At 60.4% G+C, this 12,448-nt stretch carries 11 protein-coding genes, 4 tRNA genes and 1 pseudogene; 2 read left to right on the forward strand and 14 right to left on the reverse strand.

What is annotated here, in order from left to right; genetic code table 11:
- Positions 1–8 precede the first annotated feature (8 nt).
- The gene (gene rpoB / locus B0O95_RS10450) at positions 9–4,121 is read right to left on the reverse strand and encodes a DNA-directed RNA polymerase subunit beta (RefSeq protein WP_104077838.1); all 4,113 of its coding nucleotides are present in this window, start codon (positions 4,119–4,121) and stop codon (positions 9–11) included.
- Positions 4,122–4,245: 124 nt separating this feature from the next.
- On the opposite strand from rpoB, the gene B0O95_RS15560 reads away from it, so the two are divergent.
- Positions 4,246–4,449: a hypothetical protein gene (locus B0O95_RS15560; RefSeq protein WP_146064051.1), complete on the forward strand. Its 204-nt coding sequence runs from the start codon at positions 4,246–4,248 to the stop codon at positions 4,447–4,449.
- Positions 4,450–4,489: 40 nt separating this feature from the next.
- On the opposite strand, the gene rplL is transcribed toward B0O95_RS15560, so the two are convergent.
- From rplL to B0O95_RS10510, 12 genes are all read right to left on the reverse strand, one after another.
- Positions 4,490–4,870: a 50S ribosomal protein L7/L12 gene (rplL, locus tag B0O95_RS10455; protein WP_076785651.1), complete on the reverse strand. Its 381-nt coding sequence runs from the start codon at positions 4,868–4,870 to the stop codon at positions 4,490–4,492.
- Between the two features lie 76 nt (positions 4,871–4,946).
- Complete coding sequence (gene rplJ, locus B0O95_RS10460) at positions 4,947–5,444, reverse strand: 50S ribosomal protein L10 (RefSeq protein ID WP_076785652.1); 498 nt, start codon at positions 5,442–5,444, stop codon at positions 4,947–4,949.
- A 310-nt stretch (positions 5,445–5,754) separates the two neighbouring features.
- A complete protein-coding gene (gene rplA / locus B0O95_RS10465) occupies positions 5,755–6,450 on the reverse strand; it encodes a 50S ribosomal protein L1 (RefSeq protein ID WP_076785653.1) in 696 nt (231 codons plus the stop codon).
- Entirely contained in the window at positions 6,451–6,882 is a 432-nt protein-coding gene (gene rplK / locus B0O95_RS10470; RefSeq protein WP_104077839.1) for a 50S ribosomal protein L11, read from the reverse strand.
- Positions 6,883–7,023: 141 nt separating this feature from the next.
- Positions 7,024–7,581 (reverse strand): transcription termination/antitermination protein NusG, encoded by a 558-nt coding sequence (nusG, locus tag B0O95_RS10475; protein WP_013434764.1) that lies wholly within the window; start codon positions 7,579–7,581, stop codon positions 7,024–7,026.
- A gap of 1 nt (position 7,582) precedes the next feature.
- Complete coding sequence (secE, locus tag B0O95_RS10480; protein WP_104077840.1) at positions 7,583–7,963, reverse strand: preprotein translocase subunit SecE; 381 nt, start codon at positions 7,961–7,963, stop codon at positions 7,583–7,585.
- Between the two features lie 39 nt (positions 7,964–8,002).
- A tRNA-Trp gene (locus B0O95_RS10485) sits at positions 8,003–8,078 on the reverse strand.
- A 55-nt stretch (positions 8,079–8,133) separates the two neighbouring features.
- Positions 8,134–9,324: an elongation factor Tu gene (tuf, locus tag B0O95_RS10490; protein WP_104077832.1), complete on the reverse strand. Its 1,191-nt coding sequence runs from the start codon at positions 9,322–9,324 to the stop codon at positions 8,134–8,136.
- Between the two features lie 62 nt (positions 9,325–9,386).
- Positions 9,387–9,461 (reverse strand) — tRNA-Thr (locus tag B0O95_RS10495).
- Positions 9,462–9,476: 15 nt separating this feature from the next.
- A tRNA-Gly gene (locus tag B0O95_RS10500) sits at positions 9,477–9,550 on the reverse strand.
- A 36-nt stretch (positions 9,551–9,586) separates the two neighbouring features.
- Positions 9,587–9,672: transfer RNA gene (locus B0O95_RS10505), tRNA-Tyr, on the reverse strand.
- A 221-nt stretch (positions 9,673–9,893) separates the two neighbouring features.
- Positions 9,894–10,817, reverse strand: coding sequence for a hypothetical protein (locus B0O95_RS10510; RefSeq protein WP_146064052.1), 924 nt, complete (start codon positions 10,815–10,817; stop codon positions 9,894–9,896).
- A 246-nt stretch (positions 10,818–11,063) separates the two neighbouring features.
- Between B0O95_RS10510 and B0O95_RS17200 the strand changes: the two are divergent.
- Positions 11,064–11,245: pseudogene (locus B0O95_RS17200) on the forward strand (integrase core domain-containing protein); the annotation flags it as partial.
- A gap of 316 nt (positions 11,246–11,561) precedes the next feature.
- Here the strand turns inward: B0O95_RS17200 and B0O95_RS16550 are convergent.
- Positions 11,562–11,711, reverse strand: a complete 150-nt coding sequence (locus B0O95_RS16550) for a hypothetical protein (protein ID WP_233203289.1) — start codon at positions 11,709–11,711, stop codon at positions 11,562–11,564.
- Positions 11,712–12,448: the final 737 nt, after the last annotated feature.

Raw genomic sequence — 12,448 nt, forward strand, 5'->3', positions numbered from 1 at the left:
TAGTCCGATTAGTTCCGGTCCAGGTCGATATCGATACCGAGCGACCGGATTTCCTTCACCAGCACGTTGAACGACTCCGGCATCCCCGCGTCGATCACGTGGTCGCCCTTCACGAGGTTCTCGTACACCTTCGTGCGACCCGTCACGTCGTCCGACTTCACCGTCAGCATTTCTTGCAACACGTACGATGCGCCATACGCCTCGAGCGCCCACACTTCCATTTCCCCAAAGCGCTGGCCGCCGAACTGCGCCTTGCCGCCCAACGGCTGCTGCGTCACCAGCGAGTATGGGCCGGTCGAGCGCGCGTGCATCTTGTCGTCGACCAGGTGGTGCAGCTTCAGCATGTGCATGTAGCCGACTGTCACCGGGCGCTCGAACGCCTCGCCCGTGCGCCCGTCGTACAGCGCCACCTGGTTCTTCGACTTCGTCATCCCAAGCTGCTGCGCCACCTCATCTGGGAACGCGAGATCGAGCATGCGCGAAATCTCTTTCTCGTGCGCGCCGTCAAACACCGGCGTCGCGAACGGCACGCCTTCCTTCAGGTTCTGCGCAAGCTCGACGACTTCATCATCGGACATCTCGTCGATCGACTCCGGATGACCCGATTCGTTATAGACCTTCGTCAGGAACGATCGCAGATCCTGCACTAGCGTCGCTTTCTTGGCCTGCAGCATTTCGCCGATACGCCAACCCAAGCCCTTTGCGGCCCAGCCCAAGTGGGTCTCGAGGATCTGGCCGACGTTCATCCGCGACGGCACGCCCAGCGGATTCAGCACGACATCGCACGGACGGCCGTCCGCCATGTATGGCATGTCTTCAACCGGGACGATCTTGGAGACAACACCCTTGTTCCCGTGGCGGCCCGCCATTTTGTCGCCCGGCTGCAAGCGACGCTTGACCGCCAGGTACACCTTGACCATCTTCAGCACGCCCGGGGGCAGTTCATCACCTTGCGTGAGCTTCTTGCGCTTTTCCTCGAACGCGAGGTCGAACTGATGGCGTTTTTGCTCGATCGATTCCTTGATCGCTTCCAGTTGCGCCGCTGCGTCCTCGTCGGCCAGCCGGATGTCGAACCAGTGATAGTGGTCCAGGTCATCCAAGTATTCGCGCGTGATCTTCGCGCCCTTCGCCAGCTTCTTCGGACCGCCGTTCACAACCTTACCGTCGAGCATCCGCGCCAGCCGCTCGAATGCGTCGCCTTCGACGATGCGCAACTGGTCGTTCAAATCCAGCCGATAGCGCTTGAGTTCGTCATCGATGATCTGCTGTGCACGCTTATCGCGCTGGATCCCTTCGCGCGTGAACACTTGCACATCGATCACGGTGCCGGTCATGCCCGACGGCACGCGCAGCGACGTATCCTTCACATCGGATGCCTTCTCGCCGAAGATCGCGCGCAACAGCTTTTCTTCCGGCGTCAGTTGCGTCTCGCCCTTCGGCGTCACCTTGCCGACCAGCACGTCGCCCGCTTCGACTTCGGCGCCGATGTAGACGATGCCCGATTCGTCCAGGCGGCCCAGCTGCACTTCAGCCAGGTTCGAGATGTCGCGCGTGATTTCTTCCGGCCCGAGCTTCGTGTCGCGCGCCACGACATTAAGCTCCTCGATGTGGATCGACGTATAGCGGTCGTCGGCGACGACGCGCTCGGAGATCAGGATCGAGTCCTCGAAGTTGTAGCCGTTCCACGGCGTGAACGCGACCAGCATGTTCTGGCCGAGCGCAAGCTCGCCCAGGTCCGTCGATGCGCCATCGGCGATCACGTCGCCACGCGCGACACGGTCGCCGACCTTCACGATCGGGCGCTGGTTGATGTTCGTGTTCTGGTTCGAGCGCGTGTACTTAATCAGATTGTAGATGTCGACGCCGACCTCACCCGCCACCGCTTCGTCATCGTTCACGCGAATCACCACGCGGCCCGCGTCAACATAGTCCACCACGCCACCACGGAACGCCTGCACCGTCGTGCCGGAGTCCACCGCGGTCGTACGCTCGATACCGGTGCCGACCACCGCTTTTTCCGGTCGCAGGCAAGGCACCGCTTGCCGCTGCATGTTCGAACCCATCAATGCACGGTTTGCGTCATCGTGCTCGAGGAACGGAATCAGCGACGCGGCCACCGACACGATCTGCGACGGCGCGACGTCCATATATTGGATCCGGTCCGGCGTGACCATCAGCGTTTCGCCAGCTTCGCGGGCTGAAACCAGCTCGTCAATCAGCTTGCCTTCATCGTCGATCGCCGCATTCGCCTGCGCGATCACGTACCGACCTTCCTCGATCGCGGACAGGTAGTCGATTTGGTCGGTCACCTTGCCGTCGATCACCTTCCGGTACGGCGTCTCGAGGAAGCCGTATTCGTTCAGGTGCGCGTACAGCGCGAGCGAGTTGATCAGACCAATGTTCGGACCTTCCGGCGTTTCGATCGGACACACGCGGCCGTAGTGGGTCGGGTGCACGTCGCGCACCTCGAAGCCGGCGCGCTCACGCGTCAAGCCGCCCGGTCCCAGCGCGGACACACGCCGCTTGTGCGTGATCTCCGACAGCGGGTTGGTCTGGTCCATAAACTGCGACAGCTGCGACGAGCCGAAGAACTCGCGAATCGCCGACGAAATCGGCTTCGAGTTGATCAGGTCGTGCGGCATCAGGTTCTCGCTCTCGGCCTGGCCGAGACGCTCCTTCACCGCCCGCTCCACGCGCACTAGGCCAGCACGGAACTGGTTTTCGGCCAGCTCGCCGACACAGCGCACGCGGCGGTTGCCGAGGTGGTCGATATCGTCGACCTCGCCCTTGCCGTTGCGCAACTGGACCAGAATCTTAATCGCCGCGAGGATGTCATCGTCGGTCAGCGTCATCGGGCCGTGAATCTCGTCGCGACCGACGCGGCGATTAAACTTCATGCGACCGACCTTCGACAGGTCGTACGCATCCTCGCTATAGAACAGACGGTTGAACAACGCCTCGACCGCTTCCTCCGTCGGCGGCTCACCCGGCCGCATCATCCGGTAGATCGCGATGCGCGCAGCAGTCTTGTCGGTGGTCTCGTCGATACGCAGCGTCGATGAGATGTACGGACCCTGATCCAGATCGTTCGTGTACAACGTCTGGATTTCCTTCACGCTCGCTTCGCGCAGCTTCTCGAGCACGCTCTCGGTGATCTCGTCATTCGCATTGGCGATCACTTCGCCGGTGTCCGCGTCGATCACGTTCTTCGCGAGGACACGACCGATCAGGTAGTCCTCCGGCACCGAGATGTACTTCGTCTTTGCATTCTCGAGGTCGCGGATGTGCTTGGCGTTGATCCGCTTGTCCTTCTGGACAATGACCTTGCCGTCCCGGTCGGCGATGTCAAAGCGCGCGACCTCGCCTCGCAGCCGCTCCGGCACGAATTCCATCTGCGCGCCTTCGTTCATCAACGTGAAGTTGTCGAACACGAAGAAATTCGCCAGGATCTGCTCAGGCGTCAAGCCGATGGCCTTCAACAGAATCGTCACCGGCATCTTGCGGCGACGGTCGACACGGAAGTACAGGATGTCCTTCGGGTCGAACTCGAAGTCCAACCACGAGCCGCGGTATGGGATGATCCGCGCCGAGAACAGCAGCTTACCCGAGCTGTGCGTCTTGCCCTTGTCGTGCTCGAAGAACACGCCCGGCGAGCGGTGCAGCTGCGAGACGATCACGCGCTCGGTGCCATTGATCACGAACGAGCCGGTCGGCGTCATGAGCGGAATCTCGCCCATGTACACTTCCTGTTCCTTGACCTCCTTGACGACCGGCTTACTCGGCGATTCCTTGTCGAGGATCACCAGGCGGACCTTTGCCCGCAACGCGGAACAATAGGTCAGGCCGCGCTGCTGGCACTCCTTGACGTCGAACGCCGGCGACGACAGCGCATAGCTGACGAACTCGAGCCGAGCAAAGCCATTGTGCGAGACAATCGGGAAGACCGATGTGAACGCAGCTTGCAGCCCTTCCGGCTTGCGTTGCGTGGCAGGCACATCCGCTTGCAGGAAAGTGCTGAATGATTCAAGCTGGGTGGCCAGCAGGAAAGGAACCGGGTGAACGATGGGGCGTTTCGCGAAACTCTTGCGAATACGCTTCTTCTCGGTGAAGGAATAGTGCATACGATCTCCGAATCACGGCGGGGTGGTTCATTGCTCCGACAGCAGTGAACCGGATTGCCCGAGTGTTCACCGACTGAGACCCTGTGGCCGTCCAAACGCTCGAACGGACCAAGAAGCTTGGTGGTTGGCCGCTACCAACCGCTGGCTGACGGCAGCGGATGCCCATGTTGCCCGCTACCCGACCAAACTTGCCTTCTGCAGTCGCTTCAGAAGACAAAGAAAAGGGCATGTGCTCTGCACGGTGGCCTTTTCTTTGACTTCTCCGGCGATCATCGCGGTGCCCGACCTGCATGACGCCCGCCAGATCCACAAAGCGCAAAAAGGCTGACGGTCCGAAACCGCCAGCCCTTCGCGCAAAATGCCGAAAGTTATTTGATTTCAGCTTTTGCGCCAGCGTCTTCGAGCTTCTTCTTCGCTTCTTCAGCGGCAGCCTTGGGTACCGCTTCCTTCACGGGCTTCGGTGCGCCGTCGACCAGGTCCTTCGCTTCTTTCAGGCCCAGACCCGTCAGTTCACGAACGGCCTTGATGACCGACACCTTGTTCGCACCGGCTTCGAGCAGGTTGACCGTGAATTCGGTCTGCTCTTCCGCCGCCGCAGCAGCACCGCCGCCGGCACCCGCCGGACCCGCAACGGCCAGCGCAGCGGCCGACACGCCAAACTTCTCTTCGAACGCCTTGACCAGCTCGTTCAGTTCCAGAACCGACATCGCGCCAACGGCTTCCAGGATGTCTTCTTTTGCGATTGCCATTTAAAATACTCCTAACTTGGAATTTGGATTCTCAGCCAACGATCCGCGGCCAACCGGGCTTGCACCCGGCCGCCTGTCAGGCCGCCTCGCCCTGCTTCTTTTCGGCCAGCGCGGCCAAAGCACGCGCGAAGCCGGAAACAGGTGCCTGCATGACGCCCAGCAGCTTCGCGAGCAGTTCCTCGCGGCTCGGAATGGAAGCCAGCGCTTGCACGTCAGCCTTGTCCATCACCTTGCCTTCGTAGGAGCCGGCCTTGATCACGAGCTTGTCGGTGGTCCTGCCAAAGTCATGGATGACCTTGGCTGCCGCGACTGCGTCGTCCGAAATGCTATAAATCAAGGGACCGGTCATCTGCTCGGCGAGCGGGGCAAACGGCGTACCTTCGACCGCGCGACGCGCGAGCGTGTTCTTCAACACGCGCAGGTACACCTGTTGCTCGCGCGCCTTCGCACGAAGCTTGGTCAGATCGCCAACCGCAATCCCACGATATTCGGCCAGCACGATGGTCTGAGCTTTCGCGACTTGCGCAGAAATCTCAGCCACGACGGCCCGCTTATCTTCACGATTGAGTGGCACGTTTAACCTCCAGATTCGGTCCGCTAGGGGTCGTTCCGACCACATCGCGCACCGCGTTTCATAAACGGCGTCCGAGGTTGTTAGGAGTATTTCCGCCGGTACACCTGTCACAGTGCCCGGTTTCCATTCTGCAAAACTGTTTCGGGTTCGCCATCTGCGTTGGCTTCCGATTAAGGTCAGGCGATACAACCACCCTTCCGCCAACGGTCTTTGACAACCGGCTGCGTCGTCCCACAGCAACGACACAACCGCCCAAAGCCTGTGTGCGGCGAGGCGCGACCACCGTCGCATCTCGCCGCGTTATCGATCGTTACGCGACAACCGTGCTCGAGTCGACGCGCACACCGACGCCCATCGTGCTCGACACCGCGATCTTGCGCAGATAAACGCCCTTGCTCGTCGCCGGCTTCGCCTTTTGCAGCGCGTCGACCAACGCGGCAAGGTTGGACTTCAGCGCGGTCGGTTCAAACGACGCGCGGCCGATCGTTGCATGGATGATCCCAGCCTTGTCGACACGGAACTGTACCTGCCCCGCCTTCGCGTTCTTCACCGCGGTCGCCACGTCCGGCGTAACCGTGCCCACCTTTGGATTTGGCATCAAGCCGCGCGGACCCAGGATCTGGCCGAGCGTACCCACCACGCGCATCGTATCCGGCGACGCGATCACGATGTCAAAATTCAGATTACCCGCCTTCACTTGCTCAGCCAGGTCTTCCATCCCGACGATGTCGGCGCCCGCGGCTTTCGCCTGCTCCGCCTTGTCGCCTTGCGCAAACACGGCAACGCGCACGCTCTTGCCGGTGCCGGCCGGCAACACAACTGAGCCACGCACCACTTGGTCCGATTTTTTCGCGTCAATACCGAGCTGCACCGCGACATCGATCGACTCATCAAACTTAGCGGTCGCGCATTGCTTCACGAGCGCGAGCGCATCGTCCACGGGATACAGCTTCAGGTGATCGACCTTGCCTTCCAGTGCCTTCAGGCGCTTTGAAACCTTGGCCATTTACACACCCTCCACGGTAATGCCCATCGAACGGGCGCTGCCAGCGATCGTACGAACCGCCGCATCGAGGTCGGCTGCGGTGAGATCCGGCATCTTCGTCTTGGCGATTTCTTCGGCTTGTGCGCGCGTGATCTTGCCCGCCTTGTCTGTGTGCGGCTTGCTCGAGCCTTTGTCGACCTTCGCCGCCTTCTTGATTAGCACGGTTGCCGGCGGCGTCTTCAGGACGAACGTGAAACTCTTGTCCGCATAGGCGGTAATCACGACCGGCGTCGGCAGACCCGGCTCGAGGCTCTGCGTTTGCGCGTTGAACGCCTTGCAGAACTCCATGATGTTCAGGCCGCGCTGACCCAGCGCCGGACCGACGGGCGGCGACGGATTGGCTTTACCTGCAGGGATCTGCAGCTTGATAAAGCCGATGATTTTCTTTGCCATTTGAAACCTCGGGTGAACGCCTGGCGTTCGGTGAGTGATAACGCGCTTTCCGGCAAACCGTACCAGCGCTCCTCAACAGCCAATGAAGCGGGCTGTCAACACTTTGCCGCGTGACGCATCGCGTCACGCACGAAACCCATATCAGACCTTCTCAACTTGGCCGAACTCAAGCTCAACCGGCGTCGCGCGACCAAAAATCGTCACCGAGACACGCACGCGCGACTTCTCGTAATTGACTTCCTCGACGCTACCGTTGAAATCGGTGAACGGACCTTCCTTGACGCGAACCAGCTCACCGACCTCGAACAGCGTCTTCGGCCGCGGCTTTTCGACGCCCTCCTGCATTTGCGACATGATCTTGTCGACTTCGCGCTGCGAGATAGGGCTCGGACGATTCCGTGCGCCGCCGACGAATCCGGTCACTTTGGCGGTATTTTTCACCAAGTGCCAGGTTTCGTCTGTCATTTCCATTTCGACCAGCACGTAGCCCGGAAAGAACCGGCGCTCGGTGACCGACTTATGCCCGCCCTTGATCTCGACGACCTCTTCGGTCGGGACCAAAATCTGGCCAAATTTATCCTGCATGCCAGCACGCTCAATGCGCTCCTGAAGCGCACGTTGCACGCTTTTCTCCATGCCAGAGTAGGCGTGCACGACGTACCAACGCTTTCCACCCGATGACGCTGCGCTATCGCTCATATCATTTCCAACCTAGAATTAGCGAGAAGATGACCCATTCGATGGTCTTATCGCTAACCCAAAGATAGATCGCCATCACCAGCACGAAACCGAATACGACCAACGTCGTTTGGCCAGCCTCTTTACGGGTTGGCCAAACGACCTTACGCACCTCGCGGTACGAATCCTTCGCGAATGCAACAAAGCCCTTGCCCGAGGAAGAAGCGAGCGCCGCCGCGATACCCGCAGCGATGCCGACCACCAACGCCGCACCACGCACATACCAATCGTGCGTGTCCAGCAGGTAGAACCCGGCGATCCCGGCGATCACGAGCAATACGCCCAGCGCAAGCAATAGCTTGTCGCTTGCGGTATTCACAGTTTCGACGGATGGATTCGCCATAACACCCTAAACGAACGCGCCGCATAAGCGGCGCTGTAGTGGCAGGGGCAGAGGGAATCGAACCCCCAACCTTCGGTTTTGGAGACCGACGCTCTGCCAGTTGAGCTATACCCCTAAAACCTTGTCGGGGCAGCCATCGCTGCCCCTATCGCGGTCATCAAATAACTGGCTTACTCAATGATCTTGGCGACGACACCGGCGCCGACGGTACGGCCACCTTCGCGGATCGCAAAACGCAGACCTTCTTCCATCGCGATCGGCGCGATCAACTTGACCGTGATCGACACGTTGTCACCCGGCATCACCATTTCCTTGCCCTCTGGCAACGAGATCGAGCCGGTCACGTCCGTCGTGCGGAAGTAGAACTGCGGCCGGTAGTTGTTGAAGAACGGCGTATGACGACCGCCCTCTTCCTTGCTCAGCACGTACACTTCCGCCGTGAAGCCCGTGTGCGGCTTGATCGTACCCGGCTTGGCCAGCACCTGACCACGCTCCACATCCTCACGCTTGGTGCCACGCAGCAGGATGCCCACGTTGTCCCCGGCCTGACCCTGGTCCAGCAGCTTGCGGAACATCTCCACGCCCGTGCACGTCGTCTTCGTCGTGTCACGGATGCCCACGATCTCGATTTCCTCGCCGACCTTGATCACCCCGCGCTCCACGCGCCCCGTGACCACCGTGCCTCGACCCGAGATCGAGAACACGTCTTCCACCGGCATCAGGAACGTGCCATCCACCGCACGCTCCGGCGTCGGAATGTACGTGTCCAGCGCATCGGCCAGGCTCAGGATCGCCGCTTCGCCCAGCTCGCCCTTATCCCCTTCCAGCGCCAGCTTCGCCGAGCCCTTGATAATCGGCGTATCGTCGCCCGGGAACTCGTACTTGGACAGCAGCTCGCGCACTTCCATTTCCACCAGCTCGAGCAGCTCCGCGTCGTCCACCATGTCGCACTTGTTCAGGAACACGATGATGTACGGCACGCCCACCTGACGCGCCAGCAGAATGTGCTCACGCGTTTGCGGCATCGGGCCGTCTGCGGCCGATACCACCAAGATTGCGCCGTCCATCTGCGCCGCGCCCGTGATCATGTTCTTCACGTAGTCCGCGTGACCCGGGCAGTCCACGTGCGCATAGTGACGCTGCTCTGTCTCGTACTCGATGTGCGCCGTGTTGATCGTGATGCCACGGGCCTTCTCTTCCGGCGCCGCGTCAATCTCGTCGTACTTCTTCGCTTCGCCGCCAAACTTCGACGACAGCACCGTCGCGATTGCCGCCGTCAGCGTGGTCTTGCCATGGTCAACGTGACCGATCGTGCCCACGTTCACGTGCGGCTTGGTCCGTTCAAACTTGCCTTTGGCCATATTCGACTCCTAACAGGAATTTGGTCCGTTGCGCCGCGCGCAAACGCATCACCGACACTTGCTGGTGCCCATGGGCAGGATCGAACTGCCGACCTCTCCCTTACCAAGGGAGTGCTCTACCACTGAGCCACATGGGCGAACATCTGAAACGCTGGAGCGGGTGAAGGGAATCGAACCCTCGTCGTAAGCTTGGAAGGCTTCTGCTCTACCATTGAGCTACACCCGCGAGGTGCTTCCACCCAGTACCGCTGCCGTAAAATTCTGGTGGAGGAGGTTGGATTCGAACCAACGTAGGCGTAAGCCAACAGATTTACAGTCTGCCCCCTTTAGCCACTCGGGCACCCCTCCGCAGAGAACTGACGATTATCGGCTAATTAGTTGCGAGTGTCAACTGCCCTGCAACCACCCGCCGACTTGGTACTTGATGACCGTCAGTCGTTCGCCTTCCAGCAAGATGGGAATTGTCAACTACACGGGCGCCGAAGGCAAGCGATATGCGTATCGCCAGCGGTTACCGGTGCTCCGACGCGGCGAATTCGCCGCGTCGGAGCACCGGTTTGAGACGCGACTCATTGAAGAGCCGGTGCGGCCGTCGCGCGCGTACCCGTCAGTACCAGAGCGGCCTGGCGTGAGGCATCGGTGGCCATCACCAGCAGCTTGCCGCTGTCCAGCACCGCTGCGCCCGCGTACACCGTGCCGGGCGTCGCGCAAGGCGCGGGCCCAGCCGTGGCCGTCACGTCGTACAGGTTGCCCACCGTGCGCGGCTGAAACGTACCCGTCAGCGTGCACGCATTGGCCGTCCGGGCGTTCAGCGTGCCGCCCGCATCGATCTGCAACGTGACACCCTGGTCGTCCACCAGCGTTTGCGCGACCCCGTCACTGTACGCCCCAGCTAACGCCGCGAGCGTCGGCTGCCGCTCGTACAGCCCTTGGTAGGTCGAGCCGAACTCCACCCCCACCGTGCCCGACGCATTCGTGCTGCGGCCGCACAAGCAGTCCTTGTACACATAATTTGCATCCACCCGTTCCGCGTCGCTCGTGCGCTGCGCGAAGTCATAGCGGATCGCGTCCGTCGAGGTGAACGTGCCGCTGGCCTGCGTGCCGCTCGTCGTACTGGTGCCGCTGACGAAGCCACCCAATCCCGGCGTGCCGCGGTCGTAGGCGATCCAGAACACGCCGTCATCTCGAACGATACCCACCTCGCGCTGACCCGGTGTCGTCATGCCCACGTAGTATCCTTGCGCAAGGCTCACTACCGGCCGATTGCCGTCATTGCCTGGACGGCTGCCCGTACCCTTGCCTCCGTTATCGGCGTTGCTCGCGCTTGTACCGGACTGCGGCACGCCGAACTGCCCGCCATTCGGGCCGCTTCCGGCATTGGCGCCCCTATTGGCTGCTGAAGGTGAAACCTCCGTCAGCCCGCTGTTGCATCCTGTTAGGATTCCGACAGAAATGGCCGCAATCGCAATCGACACCGCCTTCATTTTTCTCATCTCCTTTTCGTTGAGCCGGATTTACGTTATCCGATACAGATCGTTGCTTAACGGCCTTCATGGCCTCGGTCTGCTAACGCACAAAGGTTTGGAGGTCCGATGGGGAGCAGTGCGACAACAGCTGCGGTATAGGGCGCATAGGCTTGTCTGATAAGGCACCTGCCGCGACGGATGGGAATGCATACGGATCTCGACGCTCGGACCGAGTTCGTTTATTAAACGTCGACTTCGCTGCGAGGCGGAGCAGAGGCTGGAATTGAACTGACGAGCCGGACGCTCGGCCAATGGGCGTACGGCAACGGCGTGACGCTGAAATTGTTCAGCCGGGCAAAGCGACGCAGAACGCATTCATCGAGTCATTCAACGGCAAGTTTCGCGATGAATGCGTCAATGAGCAATGGTTGACGAGCCCCGCGCATGCTCGAGCTGCCCATCGCGGCATAGCGCTAGGGCTGCAACAAAGAAGGGCCGCACAGCGCACTGAATTACTTTTTACCAGCAGAGTGTGCGATGAAACATCGGGCAGCAGCGGATGTTCCTGCCGCTTTTCATGAAATTGGTACTTTGCTAAAAGCCCCGTTAGCCCTAAGAAGGCAAGTTAAATTTGCCGAGTTTCTTCCAGGCAGGCAACGCGGGGCCGCTACTGCCGAGCGCGCCGCCTGTTCAGAACTGCAAATATGCCGCCTTGTGCCGGTGCTCGAAGCCACTAGGATGGCATAACCGAGCGCATCATCCAGTAGAAAATTAGATTTGGTGGCTTTCGACAGGTTTTGGCGATGCCGCAGCATTACCATCCGAAGCTCCACCACCCGCGTTTTGAGTCCCTTCATCCATATTATGGATCTCTACTGGCTTATCGGAGCCTGACATAATCTGGTGTTTTAATGCTGCCATAGCAGCGTCTGTTGCTGCTTGGCTCGCCGGATCAGGAAGAGTTGGTTTCCAGTCGTTGCCGTCCCACACGCTCCAGGATTGATTTTAAAGATCCAGCTTTTTAGCACCCGGTTTGAGGTTCCCGTCCTCCCCGATATCAATCCTAGTCGGGTTGACGCCTTGCATTGAGTTGATGCCGTCCATATCCGTTCCTCATAAGCAGTTGAAAAAACGCGCCGCATCGTAAACACTTTGCGCGTTATCCAGTGTGCCGATGGCACGGCAAGGCCAGATGCGTTTTGCGAAATGTACCAGCACCATACGAAGTGCGTCATCTCATGTCGTTCATGCTACAGGCCCAGTCAGGTTGCTATGCGTTTCTCGACAATGGCAGTGGCGCGCATCGCACCGCGGGGCACGCACTGGGCCCGTGCGCGTTGCATCACGCCAGCGATGACGCGTCAATGACGAGGTGCGTGGGCGTCGGCGCGACTGATTGGGTCAAGCGCATCCATACGGGGTGGCACTGCAGCGAAGGGGGAGCGGACCCACCATTCGGTCCAGGCGGTGCTCGAGGGCGGGTTGGGCAAGCGAGGTGGGCTGAGCCGGGGGCGATCCCCAAAGCACAACGCCCGCTTCGGGTGGAAGCGGGCGCTGGGGGGAAAGGGGGGAGCCTGACGATTACCTACTTTCACACGGGCAATCCGCACTATCATCGGCGTGGAGTCGTTTCACGGTCCTGTTCGGGATGGGCAGGG

This window comes from Mycetohabitans endofungorum (assembly GCF_002927045.1).
Classification (GTDB): Bacteria; Pseudomonadota; Gammaproteobacteria; order Burkholderiales; family Burkholderiaceae; genus Mycetohabitans; species Mycetohabitans endofungorum.